The organism is Parabacteroides sp. ASF519 (assembly GCF_000364265.2).
GTDB lineage: Bacteria > Bacteroidota > Bacteroidia > Bacteroidales > Tannerellaceae > Parabacteroides > Parabacteroides goldsteinii.
This window is the reverse complement of record NZ_AQFV02000006.1, coordinates 5348461-5371193: the sequence shown is the minus strand read 5'-3', so window position 1 is coordinate 5371193 and position 22733 is coordinate 5348461. Positions and strand designations below refer to the sequence as shown.

The 22733-nt window shown below is 41.8% G+C and carries 25 protein-coding genes; 13 read left to right on the top strand and 12 right to left on the bottom strand.

Going from position 1 to position 22733, the window contains the following annotated elements; genetic code table 11:
* Positions 1–65: 65 nt before the first annotated feature.
* Genes nadD through C825_RS21515 form a run of 4 tightly spaced genes read right to left on the bottom strand, consistent with a single transcriptional unit; the run spans position 66 to position 2266 of the window.
* Positions 66–665, bottom strand: coding sequence for a nicotinate (nicotinamide) nucleotide adenylyltransferase (gene nadD, locus C825_RS21530; protein ID WP_010800123.1), 600 nt, complete (start codon positions 663–665; stop codon positions 66–68).
* Complete coding sequence (locus C825_RS21525; RefSeq protein WP_007657744.1) at positions 647–826, bottom strand: hypothetical protein; 180 nt, start codon at positions 824–826, stop codon at positions 647–649. The genes nadD and C825_RS21525 overlap by 19 nt, the downstream gene beginning before the upstream one ends.
* On the bottom strand, positions 823–1392 hold the full coding sequence (gene gmk / locus C825_RS21520; protein WP_007657745.1) for a guanylate kinase: 570 nt from the start codon (positions 1390–1392) through the stop codon (positions 823–825). Before gmk ends, C825_RS21525 begins: the two co-directional genes overlap by 4 nt.
* 1 nt (position 1393) lies before the next feature.
* The gene (locus C825_RS21515) at positions 1394–2266 is read right to left on the bottom strand and encodes a YicC/YloC family endoribonuclease (protein ID WP_010800122.1); all 873 of its coding nucleotides are present in this window, start codon (positions 2264–2266) and stop codon (positions 1394–1396) included.
* 211 nt (positions 2267–2477) lie between these two features.
* Here C825_RS21515 and tsaB point away from each other — a divergent pair, with 211 nt between their 5' ends.
* Positions 2478–3173, top strand: coding sequence for a tRNA (adenosine(37)-N6)-threonylcarbamoyltransferase complex dimerization subunit type 1 TsaB (gene tsaB / locus C825_RS21510; protein ID WP_044215164.1), 696 nt, complete (start codon positions 2478–2480; stop codon positions 3171–3173).
* A gap of 34 nt (positions 3174–3207) precedes the next feature.
* On the opposite strand, the gene C825_RS21505 is transcribed toward tsaB, so the two are convergent.
* The gene (locus tag C825_RS21505) at positions 3208–4950 is read right to left on the bottom strand and encodes a PD-(D/E)XK nuclease domain-containing ATP-binding protein (protein ID WP_010800120.1); all 1743 of its coding nucleotides are present in this window, start codon (positions 4948–4950) and stop codon (positions 3208–3210) included.
* Between the two features lie 273 nt (positions 4951–5223).
* Between C825_RS21505 and C825_RS21500 the strand changes: the two genes are divergently transcribed.
* Positions 5224–5364 carry a hypothetical protein gene (locus tag C825_RS21500; protein WP_167754494.1) on the top strand — a complete coding sequence of 47 codons (141 nt, stop codon included), beginning with the start codon at positions 5224–5226 and terminating at the stop codon, positions 5362–5364.
* Positions 5365–5454: 90 nt separating this feature from the next.
* Here C825_RS21500 and C825_RS21495 read toward each other — a convergent pair whose 3' ends face one another.
* From C825_RS21495 to C825_RS21470, 6 genes are all read right to left on the bottom strand, one after another.
* Entirely contained in the window at positions 5455–6615 is a 1161-nt protein-coding gene (locus tag C825_RS21495; RefSeq protein WP_007657774.1) for a sodium ion-translocating decarboxylase subunit beta, read from the bottom strand.
* 4 nt (positions 6616–6619) lie between these two features.
* Positions 6620–7051 carry a biotin/lipoyl-containing protein gene (locus C825_RS21490; protein WP_010800119.1) on the bottom strand — a complete coding sequence of 144 codons (432 nt, stop codon included), beginning with the start codon at positions 7049–7051 and terminating at the stop codon, positions 6620–6622.
* A gap of 24 nt (positions 7052–7075) precedes the next feature.
* Positions 7076–7951 carry a lamin tail domain-containing protein gene (locus C825_RS21485; RefSeq protein ID WP_010800118.1) on the bottom strand — a complete coding sequence of 292 codons (876 nt, stop codon included), beginning with the start codon at positions 7949–7951 and terminating at the stop codon, positions 7076–7078.
* A 19-nt stretch (positions 7952–7970) separates the two neighbouring features.
* Positions 7971–9524 (bottom strand): acyl-CoA carboxylase subunit beta, encoded by a 1554-nt coding sequence (locus tag C825_RS21480; RefSeq protein ID WP_007657778.1) that lies wholly within the window; start codon positions 9522–9524, stop codon positions 7971–7973.
* 37 nt (positions 9525–9561) lie between these two features.
* The gene (gene mce / locus C825_RS21475) at positions 9562–9972 is read right to left on the bottom strand and encodes a methylmalonyl-CoA epimerase (protein ID WP_007657779.1); all 411 of its coding nucleotides are present in this window, start codon (positions 9970–9972) and stop codon (positions 9562–9564) included.
* A gap of 200 nt (positions 9973–10172) precedes the next feature.
* Positions 10173–12587 carry a TonB-dependent receptor gene (locus C825_RS21470; RefSeq protein ID WP_007657792.1) on the bottom strand — a complete coding sequence of 805 codons (2415 nt, stop codon included), beginning with the start codon at positions 12585–12587 and terminating at the stop codon, positions 10173–10175.
* A gap of 145 nt (positions 12588–12732) precedes the next feature.
* Here C825_RS21470 and C825_RS21465 point away from each other — a divergent pair, with 145 nt between their 5' ends.
* From C825_RS21465 to C825_RS21445, 5 genes are all read left to right on the top strand, one after another.
* Entirely contained in the window at positions 12733–13287 is a 555-nt protein-coding gene (locus C825_RS21465) for a nitroreductase family protein (protein ID WP_007657793.1), read from the top strand.
* Positions 13284–14051, top strand: a complete 768-nt coding sequence (locus tag C825_RS21460; protein WP_010800117.1) for a Rossmann-like and DUF2520 domain-containing protein — start codon at positions 13284–13286, stop codon at positions 14049–14051. The genes C825_RS21465 and C825_RS21460 overlap by 4 nt, the downstream gene beginning before the upstream one ends.
* Positions 14044–14565 carry a KdsC family phosphatase gene (locus C825_RS21455; protein WP_010800116.1) on the top strand — a complete coding sequence of 174 codons (522 nt, stop codon included), beginning with the start codon at positions 14044–14046 and terminating at the stop codon, positions 14563–14565. Before C825_RS21460 ends, C825_RS21455 begins: the two co-directional genes overlap by 8 nt.
* Positions 14566–14583: 18 nt before the next feature.
* Positions 14584–15174 carry a Maf-like protein gene (locus C825_RS21450; protein WP_007657804.1) on the top strand — a complete coding sequence of 197 codons (591 nt, stop codon included), beginning with the start codon at positions 14584–14586 and terminating at the stop codon, positions 15172–15174.
* Between the two features lie 178 nt (positions 15175–15352).
* Entirely contained in the window at positions 15353–16501 is a 1149-nt protein-coding gene (locus tag C825_RS21445) for a leucine-rich repeat domain-containing protein (RefSeq protein WP_010800115.1), read from the top strand.
* Here the strand turns inward: C825_RS21445 and C825_RS21440 are convergent.
* The gene (locus tag C825_RS21440; protein WP_010800114.1) at positions 16479–18137 is read right to left on the bottom strand and encodes an IS1182 family transposase; all 1659 of its coding nucleotides are present in this window, start codon (positions 18135–18137) and stop codon (positions 16479–16481) included. The two genes, C825_RS21445 and C825_RS21440, sit on opposite strands and share 23 nt — an antisense overlap.
* Before the next feature lie 266 nt (positions 18138–18403).
* On the opposite strand from C825_RS21440, the gene C825_RS21435 reads away from it, so the two are divergent.
* The 6 genes from C825_RS21435 to C825_RS21410 all read left to right on the top strand — a co-directional run bounded on the left by C825_RS21435 (position 18404) and on the right by C825_RS21410 (position 22716).
* The gene (locus C825_RS21435; protein WP_010800112.1) at positions 18404–19141 is read left to right on the top strand and encodes a hypothetical protein; all 738 of its coding nucleotides are present in this window, start codon (positions 18404–18406) and stop codon (positions 19139–19141) included.
* Between the two features lie 361 nt (positions 19142–19502).
* Entirely contained in the window at positions 19503–19820 is a 318-nt protein-coding gene (gene rplU / locus C825_RS21430; RefSeq protein ID WP_007657805.1) for a 50S ribosomal protein L21, read from the top strand.
* A 22-nt stretch (positions 19821–19842) separates the two neighbouring features.
* Positions 19843–20109 carry a 50S ribosomal protein L27 gene (gene rpmA, locus C825_RS21425; protein WP_007657806.1) on the top strand — a complete coding sequence of 89 codons (267 nt, stop codon included), beginning with the start codon at positions 19843–19845 and terminating at the stop codon, positions 20107–20109.
* A gap of 97 nt (positions 20110–20206) precedes the next feature.
* Positions 20207–20620: a DUF3592 domain-containing protein gene (locus tag C825_RS21420; RefSeq protein ID WP_180334981.1), complete on the top strand. Its 414-nt coding sequence runs from the start codon at positions 20207–20209 to the stop codon at positions 20618–20620.
* 22 nt (positions 20621–20642) lie between these two features.
* Complete coding sequence (locus tag C825_RS21415) at positions 20643–21095, top strand: DUF6078 family protein (protein WP_007657808.1); 453 nt, start codon at positions 20643–20645, stop codon at positions 21093–21095.
* 475 nt (positions 21096–21570) lie between these two features.
* Positions 21571–22716: a hypothetical protein gene (locus tag C825_RS21410; RefSeq protein WP_010800110.1), complete on the top strand. Its 1146-nt coding sequence runs from the start codon at positions 21571–21573 to the stop codon at positions 22714–22716.
* Positions 22717–22733: the final 17 nt, after the last annotated feature.

Here is a 22733-nt window from a genome sequence, read left to right as displayed (position 1 = left end):
AATACGGCGCAAAAGTACAAAATTTTTCTCACTTATAGGATAAAAGTGAGTAGTAGTTTACTTAATTATATATTAGAAAAGCACTTATGGTTACGTATTGCTTCCGGTAAGAAGAAGCGTATATCCTTGCCGGCTGCCAGTGATTCTCGTATAAAAGTGGAGGATATTTCCATCAGCGGAGCATCGACTTTACGGATGTCGGGAAGGTTGTCGGGAATGTTGATTTCGTATCCTTTACGCGGATAAATCAGGATAGGGTAGCTGGTAATTAACGTTTCCGATTCTTTCCAGCGATTGATTGACGACCAGTTGTCGGCTCCCATTATAAAATGAAATTCGCGGTCGGGATATGTACGGTCGAGGGTACGTAAAGTGTCTATCGTGTAAGTCGGTTGGGGAAGCGTAAACTCGATATCGCTGGCACGGAATTTGGCATATCCGGCAATGGCAGCTTCGACCAGTTCGAGCCGAAGCCGGTCGTCCATCAGGTTGCTACGGTCTTTCAGCGGGTTATGAGGCGTGATAACAAACCAGAGTTCATCCAACCCCGCAAACTCACACAGCCAGTTGGCCAGGGCCAAATGACCGATGTGAACCGGGTTGAAAGAACCGGAAAAGATTCCGGTTTTCAGTTTGTTGTTTTCCTTTACCGTTGTTTCTTCCACATTATAAAGTTGAATGCCTGTACGCCGAATACGAGTCCGGTTGCAAATGCAATGAGATATTCTTTATAAATGAGGCCTGCAATGCAGGTTCCCAATGCCGCGATTCCGGTCAGTGCGAAAATATATCCCCATTTACGTGATAATTGTCTGTTGTTATTCATTCTTTAGACAGAAAATCTTTTATAACTTCCACTGCTTCGGCCTGTGCTGTCGCAAGGTCGTCGTTTACGATGCAGACATCGAAATGAGGAATAAATCCCAGTTCGAATTCCGCTTTTGCGATACGGCTGTCGATTACTTCGGGAGCATCCGTACCTCGTCCTTCCAGACGTTCACGCAGATGGGCGATGCTGGGCGGCTGGATAAATACTGAAAGAGCACGGTCACCATAAAACTTTTTGATGTTGCATCCGCCGACAACGTCCACATCGAATATGACATTGTTGCCTTCATTCAGTTGGCGTTCCACTTCACTTTTTAATGTGCCGTAGTATTTATCGGTATATACTTCCTCATATTCCAAAAAATCACCGGCAGCGATACGGGCCCGGAATTCGTCGGGAGTCAGGAAATAATATTCCACACCGTTCTGTTCTGTTCCGCGCGGTGCACGGCTTGTTGCCGAGATAGAGAAATGCAGGTTCAGGTTCTGTTTTAGCAGATGGTTGATGATGGTTGATTTGCCTGAGCCTGACGGGGCGGAGAATATAATTAATTTACCAGCCATATTATAATACGTTTAGTACCTGTTCCTTGATTTGTTCCAGTTCGTCTTTCATCTGAACGACAATTTTCTGCATTTCCGCATGGTTGCTTTTCGAACCGAGCGTGTTGATTTCGCGGCCCATTTCCTGAGCGATGAAACCGAGCTTTTTGCCTTGTCCGTGTCCGTCTTTCATCGTGCTGATGAAATATTTCAGATGGTTGTCGAGGCGGTTCTTTTCTTCGTTCACATCCAGTTTTTCGATGTAATAGATCATTTCCTGCTCGAAGCGGTTCTTGTCGTAATCCTGGTTGGCTACCTTTTCGAGGTTATCCATGATACGGGCTTTGATCTTTTCGATGCGTTCGCCTTCATATTCTTCCACTTCGGTCAGCAGGCGGGCGATATTACCGATTTTGTCTTCAAATAACTTTTGCAGCATGGCGCCTTCCTGGATGCGGAAGTCACAAAGATGTTTGATGGCTCCCTTTACTGCATTGAAAACAACTTCCCATTCGCTTTCGTCTACTTCTACAATTTCAGATTTGATAACGTCCGGCATTTTTAGTAATGTCTGGAACCAGTCAGCCGGAAGTGCAATATTCAGTTTTTCTGCAATATCCTTAACCTGGCTGTAATAACTTTCAAAAGCGGTAAGGTTGATCTGGGTAGGAGTATCTTTTCCTATATATTCGATATAAATGCTGAAATCGACCTTACCCCGTTCAAGCGACTGAAGCAGCTGGCTACGGATTTGCATTTCCTTATCTTTGTAGATAGAAGGGATGCGGGTTGATAAATCCAGTTGTTTGCTGTTGAGTGCTTTTATTTCTACGGTTACCTTTTTTGAAGGAAGTTCGGCTGTAACCTTACCGAATCCAGTCATTGATTGTATCATTGTTCTAAAAATTTGTGCAAAGATAGCTTATTCAGTTGATAGTTGACAGTTGACAGTTGATAATTCTTCGTCCTGATAGAGAAAAAGTTCGTTATTTTCTCATTCGTATAAAGACGTTTTTGTACTTTTGCGACCAATTAATCCGGTTGATGAACAGCGGAGTTCTATTGAAAAATATCTGTCACTTGTCAACCGTCAACTGTCAACTATTATGTCTTGTATTTTAAATATTGAAACATCGACCTCGGTGTGTTCCGTCGCTTTATCGGCTGATGGTGAGGTGCTTTTTGAAAAGAGTTCATTTGAAGGTCCGTCGCATGCCGCTTTGTTGGGTGTTTATGTGGAAGAGGCTATTGCGGTGACCAAAGAAAAAGGATTGAAGCTGGATGCAGTAGCTGTCAGCAGCGGTCCGGGATCTTATACCGGATTGCGTATCGGCGTATCGGTCGCCAAAGGTTTGTGTTTCGGTTACGGCATACCTCTGATCAGTATCCCTACGCTGGAAGTGTTGGCTGTTGCCGCATTGGAACAGCAAAATAATGCGTCCGACTGTTTGTATTGCGCCATGCTCGATGCCCGTCGGATGGAGGTGTATGCAGCTATCTATGATGTTAATTTGAAGACGGTTCGCGAAACGTCTGCTGATATTGTAGATGCAGAAACTTATGCTTCCTGGCTGGAAAAAGGGAAAGTTTGTTTCTTTGGGAACGGTGCAGCCAAATGTCGGGAGGTGATTACTTCTCCGAATGCGCTCTTTATTGATAATATCCACCCGCTGGCTGTTAATATGATAACCTTGTCTGAAAAAGCATTTGCCGAAAGTCAGTTTGAGGATGTCGCTTATTTCGAGCCGTTCTACCTGAAAGAATTTCAGGCAACAATCGCTAAGAATAAGGTGTTGGGATGATAGCGTTTTGAAAGCTATCATCCGGTGAAGATTGTTAGCAGGAAGCTATTTCTTCACACTTAACCAAATCCCAACCCCGGAATTGAAGCAGTATCAAATGAAGTGTTGTGTCTTGGGCCAACTGTAAAGCGATTTTGTTTTTACTGTATTGTAATAGTTGGCGGCGTCCTTCTTCTGCTTGCGTTTCGAGTTCCGTGTCAGTGGTGGTACGTCCAGCGTACTTTAATTCCAATATGTAGCTGTGTCCGATATCGGGATACCGCTTTTTGTCAGGTAATAAAAAGAAATCGCAGTAACCGTAATTCATTTCCAGTTCCGGTTCTACCAGATAATAAGAAGCGAGTGCCAGATATGCCTTCAGAAAACCTTGCAGATTTCTTTCTCCTTCCATGGCATCACGTACGGAGGAGTTTTCACGATAGGCAAGGGCGATGGATTCGAAAAACGGTTTCCATTGGCCGTCGTAAGCGAAGTCGTCTATTAAATCTTTCAGATGAGAAAGGTTTATTGTATGAAACTGTTGATAATAATCGCGCAGGAAACCAAAGTATTGTTCACGTACGCAATTATTGGGGATACACATTTTTAATAGTTTTCCGTGTGTACCGCACATAGTAAGCAGTCCGTAGTAATAAAGTAGACTTCGGAAATTATCGATATCCATTACTTTTTCAGCCGGGAAAGAGGTGTGCAGGTCGACTAGCACTTCTCCTTTTGCGACAATATCTTTGATAGTATTCATACAGCTATCTTCGTGTAAACTTTTATGGTTGATACCGGTTAGCTTTTTTAGTTTGCTGTAATTTATGCAAATATTTTTGTCTACCATCTCTTCCGGGGCACGGTGGAAATTTACCTGATTGTGTAAATAATACAAAATCATGTCACAATTGAACACCCGGTCACTATCCAATGCCATTCGTGCGAAACAATAATTATTATACCACGGTTTCATTTCTGCGATCATTGTATCTATGTCTCCTGTCAGCATATCGTTTTGCCGGTAATAATGAAACATTTCACGAACATCTGTTTCATCGAATCCCATCATTGCGTTAAAAGTTTCGTCAGTCGAGATATTCCAGTCGATGTTATAACCGCTCGATAAATCATCCAAAGTGATAGGACTGACCCCCATCAGGAAAATCCGGTCGAACATCCCTTTGAACTGTTTAAAGTATTCCCTGTAGAAACCGCTGGCATGTGTTAGGTCGTGAAACATTTTCTGTCCGTGTTCACTCAGTATGACGTTTGTGAAGTTGTCATATTCGTCTACGATAAGATAAAGCGGATACCCTTTTTCTTTTGCTTTTATCTCGATGTACGACAGTTTTGCTTTGGCACTTGCTATATTTTCGATCGTAGCTTTATAATCGGCATCGTAATAGGATGCATATTCATGTGCGAACTGATTGATGATCAGACCGCAATAGTCGTTGAAGCTGGTCATCATATCGGTTCCCGGTTGCGAACAACCGGCTTTTGAGAAATCGAAGTAAAGCACCTGAAAGCGGTTGCGCTGGTCGGTCGGGTGGCTGCCAATCCATAAATCGCCGAAATACTTTTCGAAATTATCCTTTTGCAATATATCATAATATGTACGCATCAAGCTAAGGAACAGACTTTTTCCGAATCGTCTGGGACGGATAAGAAACAAGTAGCTGGGCATCTTTTCGATCAGCGGCAGATACATCGTCTTGTCTACGTAATAAAAGTTTTCGTTTCTCAACCGTTTGAAATCAGATATTCCGTATGGTATTCCTTTTACTTGGCTCATGTTGGATGCTTTTTAAGATATAGAGACAAAGTTAGTTTATTCCTGCAAATAAAACAATGTTTGCGGAAGTATTCCAGCTTTGTGTTTTACAGTCTATTATTATATGAATTGCATATGAAGAGTATGCTGCTAAATTATTTGTAATCGGATGAATATTTGTCAACTATGATAGTATGGTAGTAGGTTTCGTATTTTACTCATAGATCTTTTTAAACCAAAGACTTGTTTCTGTTGTTTTATGCTCATATAAAACAGAATCAGAATTACGAAGGTATGAAAAAGAAAAATCTATGGTTGATCATCGGGGTTATTATTGCGATTGTCCTTTTGATGGTATGGTTGTTTGTGGGGACGACATTGGAAGAAGTAACTAATCCGGAAACAGCTCCGATGGAGATTGAGCAGAATGTATAAAAAGTTGACAGTTGATAAGTGACAGTTGACAGATTTAGAAAAGATTCTATTTATCTGTCACTTACCATCTATCAACTGTCACTTGTTTTATTATCCTAAGAATCCTAACAAGATACCGGCTGCTACAGCAGAACCGATTACACCTGCTACGTTCGGCCCCATAGCGTGCATCAACAGATAGTTGCTCGGATCGTATTCCAAACCTACGTTCTGTGAAATACGTGCTGCATCGGGTACGGCAGATACACCGGCGTTACCGATTAATGGGTTGATTTTATTACCTTCCTTCAGGAACAAGTTGAAGAACTTTACGAATAAAACTCCGGCACAAGTTGCGATAACGAACGACAATGCACCCAGACCGAAGATCTTGATAGAGTTCAATGTCAAGAACTGTGTAGCCTGTGTAGAAGCACCTACCGTAATACCTAACAGGATTGTGATCACGTCGATCAGCGGACCACGGGCAGTTTCTGCCAGACGGCGTGTTACACCGCTTTCTTTTATCAGGTTACCGAAGAACAGCATACCCAACAGGGGCAGCCCTGACGGTACGAGGAATGCTGTCAACAACAAACCTACGATCGGGAAAATAATCTTTTCCGTCTGCGAAACGGCTCTTGGCGGTTTCATACGGATCAGACGTTCTTTCTTTGTGGTAAGTAAGCGCATAAACGGTGGCTGGATAATAGGTACCAACGCCATGTATGAGTAGGCGGATACCGCGATCGCACCCATTAGGTTGGGGGCTAGTTTGGATGACAGGAAGATTGCGGTCGGACCATCGGCACCACCGATGATACCGATTGCACCAGCTTGTGCCGGATCGAATCCCATTTGTAAAGCAATGGTATATGCTCCGAAAATACCGAACTGTGCTGCTGCACCGATCAACATCAGTTTGGGGTTAGAGATCAACGCCGAAAAGTCGGTCATGGCTCCGATCCCCAGGAAGATCAACGGAGGATACCATCCCTGTTTTACTCCTTGGTAGAGTATGTTCAATACTGAACCTTCTTCATAAATACCTAACTGAAGACCTGCATCTTTGAACGGAATGTTACCGATCAGGATACCGAAGCCGATAGGGATAAGAAGCATCGGTTCGAATTCATATTTAATAGCCAGGAAAATGAAAATCAGACCTACGAGGAGCATAACAAAATGTCCTGAAGTCGCATTTGCAAATCCTGTGTATGATAGGAATATTTGTATATTCTCCATCAAGAACTGTAAGAAACTTTCTTGCATAGTCTTATCCTATTACTACGAGATCGGCACCTTCCAGTACAGAGTCTCCTTTGTTTACTTTTATCTCGGTAATCTTTCCATCGCGGTCGGCGTTAATGTTGTTTTCCATTTTCATGGCTTCCAGCACTAAGATTTTTTGTCCTCTTTTGACAGTGTCACCAACTTTACAGTCAACACTTAGAATAACACCGGGGAGTGGAGATTTAACTGCGCCGGGAGAAGACGATGTTGCCGGACGTGAAACCACGGGATCTCCGGAAGCTGTTGTCGGAGCCTGCGCTGCACGTTTGATTGTCACCATCTGCTTTTTGGCAGGTTTTTCCATTTTTACCTTATAAGGTGTACCGTTAACTTCTACTTCGGCAATATCATCGACAACCGAGTTAATGTGTACTTTGTATATATTGCCGTTAATAGTATATTTAAAACTTTTCATTCTGAATTTACTTTTAATAGATAATTACTTTCTTCTGGGCTCTTCACGCAAAGAATAGATCTTGGAACTCCATGGTGAATAGTTGCGTTTTACTTTCTGGATAGTAAGAACTGTGTTTTCCACGTCATGGGTATCTTCGCCGAATTCATAAAGAGCGGTGGCAATAGCTGCATATACTTCGCCGGAGACTTCAACAGTTGAAACTTCTCCGGATTTGGCTGCATTGCGTTTGCTGGCGGCAATTGCCCATTTACCGATTTGTTTGAACACCAAAAACAGAATCAACAATCCGAGGAATACAACTGCCATGGCTGTGATTGTCATACCGATACCCAATGAGTCGTTCCGTTGGAAATTTTCCAGTTTTTCGTTCGAGTCCAATGTTATGTTGTTCGTACTGGGAGTGACTTTGGGTAAAACAGCCCATGTGTCGCCGCCATCTAGAGTCAAACCATAGCTTATGTCGGCCTTTTGTCCGGCTGGAATAGTAATTTCATCAATCAAAGTTGTTCCGTCGGAATCGTATAAGGCGATATAATTATCTTTGTCCGGTTCCAATGTGAAGTTCGTGTGGAATGTACCACGTGAAGGCTCATTGTCAGCCCAGAAAAGAATGTGCTGTCGTGGAGGAACTTTGGTCAATACGTCTCCTTTCGGAATCATATACTTTTTAGGATTGTTCTTGTCGTTGGTCAGATAACATCCTCTTAAGTCTACAGTTCCGGCCGAATTGTTAAACAATTCAATCCAGGGATGACGTTTCCCGTAGTCGTCGACAAAATTGTCTTCGTTGACTACCAATACTTCATTTAGTTTCATGGATGTGGTCAACTGTGCTTTTGCTCCAAATACGCAGAGCAAAGCAAACAGTGCCAGAATCCCTATTTTCTTTTTCATCATATTCATGCGGTTTTAAGAATTACAGAGGAAGATTGTCGTGTTTCTTAGCCGGGTTCGACAGCTTCTTGGTCTGCAATTGTTGTAAAGCACGAATGATACGGAAACGGGTATTACGCGGTTCGATCACATCGTCGATATAACCGTATTGAGCTGCGTTGTACGGGTTTGCGAATGCCTTCTTGTATTCTGCTTCTTTTTCGGCTGTTGCTTTTGCAGGATCTTCGGATGCGGCAACTTCTTTTGCGAAGATAACTTCTACAGCACCGCTCGGGCCCATAACTGCGATTTCTGCTGTCGGCCATGCGTAGTTCATATCGCCACGCAGGTGTTTAGAACTCATCACGCAGTAAGCACCACCGTAAGATTTACGCAATGTAACAGTGATTTTAGGCACAGTTGCTTCGCCGTAAGCGTAAAGCAATTTGGCTCCGTGAAGGATTACACCATTGTATTCCTGGCCTGTTCCCGGAAGGAATCCCGGTACGTCTACCAATGTTACCAAAGGAATGTTGAAAGCGTCGCAGAAGCGGACGAAGCGGCCTGCCTTACGGGAAGCGTTGCTGTCCAGACAGCCTGCCATTACTTTCGGCTGGTTAGCTACGATACCAACAGACTGGCCGTTGAAACGTGCGAAACCAACAATAATATTTTTAGCATAATCAGCATGTACTTCCAGGAATTCGTTGTTGTCAACGATTGTGCCGATTACTTCATACATGTCATATGACTGGTTTGCGTTGTCAGGAATGATGTCGTTCAATACATCGTCCAGACGGTCGATCGGGTCTTTACATTCGATCAGCGGAGTTTCTTCCAGGTTGTTCTGCGGAAGGAAGCTGAGCAATTTGCGGATCAGTTGCAGACCTTCTTCTTCTGTGTCGACAGCGAAATGGGCAACACCCGATTTGGTTGTGTGTACGCTTGCGCCACCCAGTTGTTCCTGAGTTACGTCTTCACCGGTAACTGTTTTTACTACTTTCGGACCAGTCAGGAACATGTAGCTGGTACCACGTGTCATGATGTTAAAGTCAGTCAGCGCCGGAGAATAAACTGCGCCACCTGCACACGGACCGAAGATACCTGAAATCTGAGGTACAACACCGGATGCAAGGATATTACGCTGGAAGATTTCAGCATATCCTGCCAGGGCGTTAACGCCTTCCTGGATACGTGCTCCACCTGAGTCGTTCAAGCCGATGACAGGGGCACCCATCTTCATGGCCTGATCCATTACCTTACAAATCTTCATGGCCAGTGATTCTGACAAAGCTCCTCCGAATACGGTGAAGTCCTGTGCGAAGATGTAGACCAGACGGCCGTCGATCGTACCATATCCGGTTACGATACCATCACCCAGGAATTTTGTTTTTTCAATACCGAAGTTAGTACAACGGTGCTGAACGAACATATCAAACTCCTCGAAACTACCTTCGTCAAGCAACATGGCGATACGTTCGCGTGCTGTGTACTTGCCTTTCTTGTGCTGAGATTCGATTCTTTTTTCTCCACCACCTAAACGGGCTTGTTCGCGAAGAGCGATAAGCTCTTTTACTTTTTCAAGTTGGTTACTCATTGTATTTCTGATTTGTTGTTAGAAATGAACTGATTAATTATTTTTTACCCGGCATGCAAAGTTCAGTCAATACGCTGCAAGTTGATTTCGGGTGAAGGAATGCAATGTTCAGACCTTCTGCACCACCGCGGGGAGCTTTGTCGATCAGTTTGACACCTTTTGATTCAGCTTCGTCCAATGCAGCCTGTACATCAGGTACAGCAAATGCGATATGGTGAATACCTTCGCCTTTCTTTTCGATGAATTTGGCGATAGTGCTGTCTTCGCTGGTCGGTTCAAGTAATTCGATTTTTGTTTGGCCTACTTTAAAGAACGCAGTCTTTACTTTTTGGTCAGCAACTTCTTCGATGTTGTAGCATTTCATGCCTAAAATTTCTTCATAATACGGCAGACAAGCTTCGATGCTTTTTACTGCAATTCCCAGATGTTCAATATGTGTAATTTCCATGTCAATAAGAATTTAATAATTGATAAATGCTTTTTGTTTTGATGGCAAAGGTACATTCTTTTTGAAGAATCAAGAAATATTTCATTAATAATAATTTGGCAATTTGCTAATATGCAAAATTGCCAATGAAAGCCTTGACTTCTCATTGGCAAATCCTGTTTTTTATCGGCATATTGGCAAATTATCTTATTGGCATATTCTTAGAAATCGACTATCAGTCGTGCATTGAGTTGTCGGCCTGTCAGGTAATTCGGTACAGCATATTGCTGGTTGTCGATGTTGGTGATCCAGTAATAGGAACTGACATTTTTTATATCGAACAGGTTAAATACGTCCACTCCGATCCAGATATTTTTCAGGTGACGAAAGACTCCGCGGTCCATGATCGCATCGGTTCCTCCGGCCAGCTGGTAAGAGAAGCCGAGATCGACACGTTTGTAGGCCGGCGTGCGGAAAGTACTCTTCACATCTTCGTATTTCGTGCGTGGTGCAATAAAAGGAAGTCCGCCGGAGAGGACGCCTTTCAGATTCAGTTTTACACGTTTGTATCCGGGAAAATAATCCTGAAAGAATAACGATACGTTATATCCCTGGCTGTTGGGCATGGGAACGGTTACCATGTCACGGATTGTTTGCTCTGCTTTCATAAGCGAGAAGCTGATCCATGAATCGGTTCCGGGTACAAATTCACCGAAGAATTTAACATCGATACCCATTGCATGGCCTTTGGCACAGTTCTCTCCGTAGTACCGGATCTTTACGTTGTCGACGGTGTAAGGAATCAGGTCGTCCAGCTTCTTGTAATAGAGGTCGGCACTGACTTTAAAGTTACGGTCGGCTGCCCGGAACGTATAATCGCCACCGAGAATGAAATGGATGGAACGTTGCGATTTGATATCCTTGTTCAGTTCGATAATATCATTGCCTGCGGCATCCTGCACGGTGGTTCGTAATTCTTTATAGAACGGTGACTGGTAGTAGATACCTGTCGCTGCACGAAAGGTCAGATTCTGATCGAAATTAGGGATAAAACCTAAAGAAACGCGTGGGCTGAAAATGAATTCTTTGTTATAGCTCCAGTAGCTTCCGCGGATACCGCCGATGAGTGTGAACATACCTTGCTTGGTACGGAACTTGAAAACGTCCTGCAAATATCCCGATATCCGGGTAGTCGACAAATCATTGTCCGAATAAAGATTGGAGATCACGTTTACCCCGTTCCCTGTTTGAGGAAGTGAGTAACCTGCCGAGTCGCGTTTTTCCCATTCGCTGATGCGGTCGTTTATCTTTTCCATCTGTACGGTGGCTCCCCATTTCAGCGTGTTGTTTTTGATCTTGCTGCTGCCGTAATGTCCTACATTCATGATGGTTGAACTTAAACGGTTGCGGGCATGCTCATGGTAGCGGGCTATTTCAAGGGCATTCTGGTTATTGTCGTTTTCTGTTGTAGCATCACCCAGCCAGTATTCGCCGGTGATGTCGTAGGTTTCTATTTCCTTGCTGGAGAAAGCGGATGCCTGAAGGCCCAGTTCTGTTTTCTCGTTCGGATTGTGTTTCAAGGTCAGTGCGCCGAAGATTGTCTGGAACTTATCCCGCTCGCGGCTGTTGGGGAAATACACTTCAAATCGTTGGGCGTTTTCTACCGTACCGAAGTTTGTCTCCCGTTTATGCGGGGTGAATTTGAATGTGTTGGACGCCAGGTTCCCCAGAAAGTTTACTTCCCATTTCGGAGCTAACTGATAAGTCATGTATGATTGCAGATCGACGAAATCCGGCTGGTATTCGGCGTCCGTATCCATTGTTTTTAGTAGCGAACGTCCTGTCTTATAACGAACACCGGTTATTTGTGTGAACTTGCCGATGGAACTTCCCACATAGGCGTTTGCTCCCAGTAAACTGGCGGAGGCCGATCCTTCAAATAACTTGGGTTTTTTATAGGTGATGTCAAGAACAGAGCTCATTTTATCTCCGTACCGTGCTTCAAATCCTCCGGCTGCGAAGTTGACAGCTTCGGTGAGGTCGGGATTGATAAAACTCAGACCTTCCTGCTGGCCGGAACGGATCAGTAACGGGCGGAATACTTCCAGACCGTTTACATATACTATGTTTTCATCATAACTACCGCCGCGAACCGAATACTGGGAACTTAATTCGTTGCTGGATGAAACTCCGGCAAAAGTGACCACGAGACTTTCGATGCTTCCTCCGGCAGGGTCGGGGAGGAGCTTGACACGGTCTGCATTCATGGTTTGAAGGGTACTGGTTTGGTAACGGGTACCTACAGCAACAACTTCCCCCAGGTCGATACTTGTGTAGTTCATCTGTACATTCAGCCGCATGTCCTGTTGCAAACTGGGTAGAATACGTTCTGCCTTATTATATCCCAGGCAAGAGAAAATAACCGCAACGGAATCGCCCGGCGACGTGGTGATCGAATAGTAACCCTTTTCATTGGTCATTGCCCCGTTCAGCGTATTCTTTATCTGAACAAGCACAAGTTCAAGCGGACTACCGTCGGCATCCCGAACATATCCCGTGATTTTAACATGCTTTTGTCCAAAAGCGCTGATTGAAACTAATATAAATAGCAGTGCAGCTATCGCACGAATCTTCATAATTAATAATGTTATAGCTTTACTAACGCGAAAAATGAAGGAAGCGTATATTCAGCGTGTAAAAAATATTTATCTTTGTCCTGTTCAGAAATATCTTCCTTACAGAATGAAGATGATTAATTAACAGCTACAAAATAAGATAAAAATGGAGAGTTTTGCAACACTGATAAAGAATAGAAGAAGCACGCGTAAGTTTACCGATCAGTTGCTTTCACCTGAACAAGTCGAAATGATTTTAAAGGCAGCTTTGATGGCACCCGCTTCCAAGCGTAAAAATCCCTGGCAGTTCGTTGTGGTGGAAGATAAGGAAATGTTGAAAAAACTGGCTGGTTGTAAGCCGGCCGGAGCTTCGTTTCTTGAAGGTTGTGCACTGGCTGTTGTGGTAATGGCGAATGTAATGGATAGCGATGTCTGGGTGGAAGACGCCTCGATCGCTTCTATCTATATGCAACTCCAGGCGGAAGATCTGGGTCTGGGCAGCTGTTGGTGCCAGATACGTAACCGGCAGACGGAAGATGATGCAGACGCCAATGTGTATGTCCGTAGCCTGCTGGATATTCCTTATCAGCTGGAGGTGCTCTCGATTATCGGTTTTGGTTATAAGGACCAGGAGCGCAAACCATTTGATGAAGCTCATTTGCAATGGGAAAAGATTCACCTGGGCACTTATAAAATGCCGGAAGAAAACAAGGAAGCATGAAAATAGTTTTTATCGGAGCCGGAAATCTGGCGACACGTTTGTCGCTCGCTATGCAACGGGTTGGTATGCAGATTGGTCAGGTGTACAGCCATACAGAGGCGAGTGCCCGTCAGTTGGCAACACGACTGGGGTGTCCGTGGACGAATGATTTATCCGCTTTGCAGGAAGATGGTGATCTGTATGTCTTTTCACTGAAGGATACTGTCTTGTCGGATGTAATATCGAAGGTTAAACCGAATAACGGTATGTGGGTCCATACGGCAGGAAGTATGCCGATGAGCGTATTTGAAGGATATGCCCAACGTTTCGGAGTCCTTTATCCTTTGCAGACATTCAGTAAGGGAAGGAATGTGAATTTTGATGTGATTCCCATTTTTCTGGAAGCAAACACGGATAAGAATGCGGATTATCTGAAGAATATAGCCAGCGCCCTTTCTGAGAATGTTCGTTTCATGTCTTCGGAAAAACGCCGGAGTTTGCATCTGGCGGCTGTCTTTGCCTGTAATTTTACCAATCATATTTATACATTATCTTATAAGTTACTGGAAAACGAATCCATTCCGGCAGATGTCCTTTTGCCGCTTATCGATGAGACAGTATCGAAAATACATTCCATGCCGCCTGCTGCGGCTCAGACCGGGCCCGCAATCCGGTATGATGAAAATGTGATCAATAAACACCTGGCTATGCTGGACGATCCGGATATGCAAGCGATCTACCGGCTTCTTAGCCAAAGTATACATAAGGAGGCCCAAAATGAGTAGTATCAATTATGACCTGACAAAGATAAAAGCGTTTGTGTTTGACGTAGACGGTGTGCTGTCGTGCGATGTGGTATCACTTCATCCCAACGGCGATCCGATGCGCACAGTCAACATCAAAGACGGTTATGCCCTGCAACTGGCTGTAAAGAAAGGTTACCAGGTCGGGATTATTACCGGTGGCTATACGGAGGCAGTGCAAATCCGTTTTTCCCGCTTGGGTATCGAACATATATATATGCGGAGTGCCGTAAAGATACACGATTTCAATGATTTCCTGCAAAAGACGGGATTGACGCCTGAAGAAGTCATGTATGCCGGAGACGATATCCCCGACTATGATGTGATGAAGCGGGTAGGCTTGCCGGTTGCTCCGGCGGATGCAGCCCCGGAAGTCAAGCAAATAGCGAAATATATCTCCTTATGCAAAGGGGGCGAAGGTGTTGCCCGCGATGTGATAGAACAAACAATGAAAGCACAAGGCCATTGGATGAGCGCAGAAGCGTTCGGATGGTAATAACAATGAAAAATAATTATGCTGACTAACCTACAACATTACCGAATCGTGCTGGGATCTAACTCACCCCGGCGAAAAGAATTATTGGCCGGACTTGACCTCAAATTCGAGGTCGAAGTAATTCCCGGTATCGACGAATCATATCCTGATGACTTGACGGCAGACGAGATACCTGCTTATATCGCCCGTAAAAAGGCAGAAGCGTATCTGGAAAAAATGACTGATAACGAATTGCTCATTACGGCTGACACAATCGTTGTCACTTATGGGCAACCGGATCGTATCCTGGGCAAACCGGCCGACCGTGAGGAAGCAATCGAGATGCTTTGCCACCTGTCGGGCCATGTACATGAAGTCATCACCGGCGTTTGCCTGACGACTAAACAGAAAACGGTTTCTTTTTCCGTCTCTTCGGCAGTCGCCTTTTCCAAACTTGAAAAGGATGACATTATCTATTATGTAGATAAATATCGTCCGTATGATAAAGCCGGCAGTTACGGGATACAGGAATGGATCGGTTACGTCGGGGTAGAAGCTATCAATGGCTCATTCTATAATGTAATGGGGTTGCCGGTGCAACGGTTGTATCAGGAATTGAAAAAGTTTTAAGCGTTGTTTCCTTGTGAAAATATTTAGTGAACGATGGGGCTGATTTATGGGCATGGCCGATAAATTAAGCTGCCTCATCGACTGATATGTCCCGTTGGCGGATTTTATTTTGATTATCTGAAAACATATGAGATATTTGTTCGTATTGAAATATGAACAATATTAAATTTCAGATAAAATGAAAAACACAATTATCCTTATTCTACAGATAATTATTTTAGGAATAGTATCTTCGTGTGAGAAGAATGAAGAAGGCATAACATTTGTTGATTTTTCTGACAATGTTTTCTATGAATGGTGTCTTAGCTCTTTTGACTTGGACGGAGATCAAGAATTATCGTTTCGGGAACTTTATCTCGTAACAGAAATGAATATTCCTGCTCAGTATAACGGACAAACAATAAAATCGTTAGGTGGGATTGAAAATTTTGCATACCTGGAACAATTAACATGTAGTGATAATACGGAATTGACTTCATTAGATCTCAGTAAGTGTTCTTATTTAAAAAAAGCAGATTGCCATAATTGTAATATTTCTTCACTTAATCTGAGTGGATGCAGTCGACTGGAAGAGTTATATTGTTATAGTAATTCTTTGAATGAACTCAATCTTTCCGATTTTGAAAGTTTAGCGTATTTGTATTGTGATTTCAACGTACTGACATCTTTGGACTTTACAAACAATCCCGATTTGAAAGAAATTTCTTGTTCAGGAAATAAATTGCAAGGAGATCTTAATTTAAGTAAATGTACTAAACTGGAAGCTTTGCTTTGTGAAAAGAATTCTATTGAATTGATAGATATAACAGAATGTACATCGTTAAAAACATTGATTTGTTATTCAAATAAACTTACCGCTATCGATGTTTATTCAAAGGCTTTAGAGATATTGTCCTGTTCCGGAAATGATATATCCTGGTTGCATGTTGCAAACTGTGAGAATTTACAGGAATTGTATTGTTCTGAAAATCCATCAATGCAAATCCTAGGAATTAAAGGCTGTGTGTCCTTGAAAACATTGGAATGCTATTCAAATAATTTGTCATCGTTGAATATGTCTGATTCCAAAGATCTTACACATATTGATTGTCATAATAATGTTTTATCTTCCATTACTTTAAACTCTACTCTGATCACTTATTTAGATGTATCACAAAATCTGCTTCAAACGTTGGATATTTCATTATGTCCCGCCATCAAATGTCTATATTTTACTTTGAATCGCCCTTTGAATAATGGGGGTGTGTCAAAACTAAGGCACATCTCCTTTTTTATCTTAAAAATAGTCGTTCCTCTTTTTTTGTCTATGCGACTATTTCTTCAGTAATTAGGTAAGGCTTAATATTCCTCGTATGTTGAGCCACACGTGGTCTGATAAAGATAAATATAATGTGTGTACTCCTTCTCTTTCCTGCTTTTAATAGTTTTGTACACATCTTTTTGATATTAAAAGCTATAGCAAAGAAGGCAAAGTCCATTGTAACCTTGTCTTCTCCCACATGCCGGAACCTTTTGTATGCCATGTTGTGTTTCATTTGTCCAAAAACTGCTTCCGGTTCTATACATCGCCTTCCCCTATGCCTGAAGCCTTCTTTCGAGAGTAACCTTTCCCGTGCCAGCCGTTTGTATTGGTTTAATCGGTGGTTGACTTCTATAATACGGTTCCCCCGGGCTTTAAAGCAACTACCACGTAAAGGACACCCTTCACATCTTTGTGCTTTATACCGGGCACTTTCGGTGATGTATCCGCTAGCTGTTTTGTCACTCCTGGTTCCTATACGGTTCATGTGCTGCCCCATAGGACAAACGTAATAATCCTCTTCCGCATTGTAATGGAGACTCTCCGCATGGAATGGATTGGGGGTATAACGGGGACGCTGTTCTTTATGGAAGTAGTTGTACTTGACAAAGGCTTCTATCCCATTATCTTGCATGAATCGGTAATTTTCTTCCGAGCCGTAACCGGAATCTGCCACACCGACAGTCGGTAAGCGGTTATAGCGTTGCTCAAAGGAGTGGAAGAAAGGTATGAGGGTCAGTGTATCGGTTGGATTGGGAAACAGTCGGAAGTCTATGAGGAATTGGTTCTGGGTACCTATTTGCAGATTATATCCGGGCTTGGTCTGCCCGTTTCTCATGGCGTCTTCTTTCATGCGCATGAAGGTGGCATCAGGATCGGTCTTGGAATAGGAGTTGCGTTCTCCAAGAGTGTCAAGATGGTTGTCGTATTCCATCAACTTGTCACGGTGTTCCTCAAGTTCCCGGACTTGTTTCTTCTTTTCCCGGATGACTTTCTTTTGTTCCTTGTCCTTTGTTACAGGCTGGTGTTCCAGCACCTCTTTAAGTTCATTCACTATATCTGAGAGCATGGCGGGAGTGAACTCTACGGGTGTGTCTTTGGTGGAGTTCTCTTGGGCTATGGCTTCATCCACCTGCTCCAGGAGAATGCGGATCTTATCCATCAGCTTTGTACGGTTCTTTTCGACTGTCTTGCGCCAGACAAAAGTATATTTGTTGGCTCTGGACTCAATCTTGGTACCGTCGATATACTCTACGTCAAGGCTGATGAAACCTTTGTCGACAAGGACAAGAACCAACTGCGTGAATACATTATTTATCTCTTCTTTTACACGATTACGGAAACGGTTGATGGTAATAAAATCCGGATGTTCATTACCGGAAAGCCAGATATAATGAATGTCACGTAGGAGAAGCTTCTCTATTTTGCGGCACGAATAGATATTGTTCATGTAGGCGTAGATAATCACCTTAAGCATCATTTTAGGATGATAAGGACAACGACCGGTTGCTTTATAAAGCTTCTTGAAATTGTCAAGATTGAGATTATCAACAACTGTATTAACTATGCGAACCGGATCATTCGCTGCTATGTTTTCATCAATTCTTCCGGGAAAAAGAACTGTTTGGTTGGGAATGTAAGGACGAAAATGTAACTTTGCCATAATGAAAAACTTTATGCCTAAAGATACAAAAACTTTGGGTAATAACAAAGCCTGGGCTTGTGAAAGTCTGGGCTTTGTGCATAAAAAAAGGTTGTGCCAGCGTTTTGACACAACCTCGTAACAAATTTGCGTAATGTAAATGGGGAAGCTATAGATTTAGGTGGCGGAGATAAATCTGTATTACAATATAAATAATGATTTATAGATATTCAATATCAATTTGCTTTTGTAAATAGTATTAGTATTGTTATTAATTAGAATGTATTATGAAAAGAATGATTCCCTTAGTGTTATTAGTTGTGTTTACAGCTTGTAACAATTCATTTATTGATGAAAAAGTATCAGTTGATGAAGTTTCTGAACTTGTTGATTCTGCAACAATTGCTGCCGAATCAGTTCCTATTGAAGATGTTATCCCTATTATGGCAACATCGACAAAAGCTGAATATGAAGCGATTCGCTTAGTTAATAATCCAGATTCGACTAATTTAGTTACTGTCAAAGAATATAGTATAAGTACACCTCTTACAAAAGCTGGTGACTATACTATTATCAAGGTTGAGTATAATTGGATTGAGGATATGACTTATGTTACCATGCAAGGTGTTACTAATCATGAAATTGTATTAAACAAAACAGCTGTTACCATCAGTGAAAGTGTTGCAAATAAATGGGGTATTGATCCGGGATATTATTATGTGTATTCTTGGAAACTGACTTTGGTTTACAATCAATCAAGATCACATGAGTTTGTAATAGGTGATTATGCAGGAGTCAAACCTAGTGATGAAAATTCTTATGGTTATGATTTAGTGCAAACGGGAAGTAATCAATGGACTGTTTCTACTATATATTATCGTTACGAAAAGCGTAGTATTGGTCCAAATTCAGATAGTGTTATTGGTGTCTATTGTATTCCTGTATATTCATTGAATGAGCCGGGGGTAGATTTTAATACCTTCAAATGGCAATATACTCTTCAAGGAGATTATTCATCAAAGTGAATGTTTTTAAGGAAAAAGAAGGTTGAATAAAGTTCTAAAGTAAACAATTTGATATAATAGTCTTATTGTTTACTTTAGGACTTATTGATATTGTTGTGTATTTATAATACTTTGGTAGTAGCTTAACGTAAAAGAGTGTTTAAAAGGTATGAAACCATAGGTCTGTTGTTGCGTATAATTTGTATTTATAATAAAGTGGTTTTCTTCTTAGATAGGAAATAATCGAAAAAAAACGAATATTTCTTGCATAATATATTCGGAAACAGTACTTTTGCAGTCTGAAATTCCGCAGAGGGTAAACAAGTGATATGGAATATGTATCCACCCCCGGGACATAACCTGTTTAAATATAAAAAGACAGATGTACGTAATCGTAGAAATTAACGGACAACAGTTCAAAGCTGAAGAAGGTAAGAAGTTGTTCGTTCATCACATTCAGAACGCAGAAAGCGGTGCTGTTGTTGAGTTTGACAAAGTGTTGTTGGTTGACAACAACGGAGAAGTTAAAGTAGGTGTTCCTACAGTAGAAGGCGCAAAGGTAGTATGTGAAGTACTGTCTCCGCTGGTAAAAGGTGATAAAGTGCTGATCTTCCACAAGAAGAGAAGAAAAGGTTATCGTAAACTGAACGGTCACCGTCAGCAGTTCACTGAAGTGAGTATTAAAGAAATTGTTGCTTAACGTTTAAAGGAGAAAAGAAGAAATGGCACATAAGAAAGGTGTGGGTAGTTCAAAGAACGGCCGTGAATCACAAAGTAAAAGATTAGGTGTTAAGCTTTTTGGTGGTGAAGTTGCTAAAGCTGGTAACATTTTGGTTCGCCAGAGAGGTACAGTTCATCATCCGGGCGTAAACGTTGGTATCGGTAAAGATCATACGTTGTATGCATTGAAAGATGGTGTTGTAACTTTCCACAAAGGAAAAGAAAACCGTTCTTTCGTTTCTATTAAAGAGGTTGTAGCAGAAGCATAATCGTTTTTGTTCAATAAAGAATAGGGAAAGCGGAATGTCTGAAAAGATGTTCCGCTTTTTTGTATTTTGGAGATTTTGTTTTGAATGCAGTAGTGAAATGGGAAAGGAAATCAATTATTTGGTAATGGCTATTTTGTTGATAGGCATGGTATTACTGTTGGGAGGAGGATACGGACTATACTCTATCCGGCAGGCTGAAAAGGCGTATGAATCGACGGTCGGTATAGTTAAGCGTGTGGATTATAAAAGGGTGCGCAGGCACCGGAAAGTACTGACCAAATGTGAGATATTGTTGAGATATGATACCCATCGGTATGGTGAGTTGAGTGTTTTGAAAGAACCTATTCTTTCTTTGTGGGGGAAGGGTGATGAAATCCGGATCCTTTATCATCCGGAACGGCCTCGGGAGGTCCGGTTTCCGGTTTGTGAGAAATGGCTGTGGAGTATTCTGCTTGTGGGCGGGGGCGTTTGTGTAGGTGGCGGATTGGCTTTGAGAAGTAAAAATGTGTAAGAACTATTTTAAATATAACAATATGTACGACGATAAATATAACTTTTGTGAAAACGCACCCGGTGATTTCAGTTTTTGTCTGAACGCAGACTGTGCTTCGGCTGGCGAATGCCTTAGAGGATTGGCCGCCCGCGACCTGACAGAGAAGATGGTTGTTGTGTCTGTTATAAATCCGCTGTTGGTTGATTCCATGGGCGTTTCGTCTTGCCGTTTCTTTCGCAAGGCGGAGAAGGTGCGTGTGGCTTACGGATTCAAACGAGCATTGGCGAAGGTGGAGTCAGGGAAAGTTCGCATGGTACGTTCCTTTATGTGCGGCATAGTGTGTCAGCGCGACTATTATTATCTGTTGCGTGGGGATAAGCCTCTCTATCCGCATATGCAGAAGAAAGTCGTTGAGATCTTGATACGATGTGGACTGGAAGAGCCTATCGAGTTCGACCGTTACGAATGGCATTATGAATGGAATAAGCTGTAATCTGTTTTGCATCCAACTGCTTATACAATTGCATTCGGTAGTGCAAACTATTGCATTCAGTGGTGCAAAGGTTTGCATTGACTAATGCAAATTCTTGCATTCTATTGTGCAAAGACGTCAAGATAGTATGGAAAAACTGAAAAGAAGCCGGAAAGGGAAGTGGATGGTTCCGGTTTTATGATGGTTGTTTTTTATTATTGTGATAAAATTAAATATAGTCTGGAGGAAAATTCCTAATTTTGCAAAGGATTAGAGTAGATCTATCCAATGATAAAATAGCAAAGATATTGTAAGAGACATTTCCTTTTATTCCGGTCTGTGAAATCTGGTAAATTTTGTGACTACAGGATAAGGCTAATGGTTCTTATGTTATTTACGTGGGCTGTTGCTTATTAATGTAGTCAGGGCTTACCAGAGCCTCACAGACATAGTAGCAACAGTGCCACGTTTTTTCTTTGATAACATTAAATAAATTATGATAAACGACCAACTGTTTCTGAAAAGAGAAATATTACAGAAAGAAGAGGAAAGACACCGGTTGACGTATCTTGGTGTCATTGATAATTTCGAGAAGGCTGTTGACACTATGTTGTTTCAATATAATGAGTCTTGCTTTACGAAAACCGGTTTCTTGGATTATTTTTATACTAAAGTTGTTGGATATTCCAATTTTATAGCTACACAGAAAACTTCAAACATCAAGCTAAAGATGCATTTGTTTTATTTCTCCAATATGTATTTAAAACGTAAGAAAGATAGAATGCAGGCACTATTGGACAAAGAACTGGCATATAATAAAATATCTATCGGTTATTTTTTTCCGTTGGATGTATTTGAAGAATATTATGCACTATTTTGTTCATGTTCCCGAATATTCAATACTCCGACATTTGTCAATGAGTTTTTTCAAGAATATATTGATAACCAATATCCTCTATCCATTCAACAATATTTGCAGTACCTGAGAAAAAATATATCTTCTTTTTGGAGTGTCACTTGTTCTTATGTAAAAGAAATCATCGAAATAGCAGCTCGGCATCTTCTGTTTGCTTCGTTACCCAAAGAACAAACCGATTTGATCAAAGATGCGGCTTGGAGCGACACATATGAGATTTTGCAAAACAAATTGCAGACAGACAATACTCTTTTCTTCAAAAGCGGAACTGATTTTAGAAATTATGTTGTCCAAATATGCAATTACCGCCTACAAAATCAACGACTCAAATATACGTCTAAAGAAGAATCGATAGAGCTTTATCCTTATTTGGATTTAGAAGAAGACGAGCAATCGGATAATCCCGAAAGTTCATGGCTGGACATAGACATTCACAATTCCTATGAAGTCGCTTACGCAATATCAATCATACTATTGAATTCAGAACATCCTCTTTATAAAAAACTAACGCAAGGAATAGAAGATAAAGTGGATATTTTATTACGAAAAGTTATAGAAGGGCAAAGTTATAACCACATAGTAGAAGCCAAGTATAATCTTCTTCCCGGGTCTTCTGATTTTGTCAAGACAGTAACGAAAACAAGAAAAGAATACGAACGGGTCAGGAAAACATTACAAGAACGTTTTATTAACATAAAAAAAGAACAAGAAAAATGTCACATTTGATTTCAGGATCAGATAAT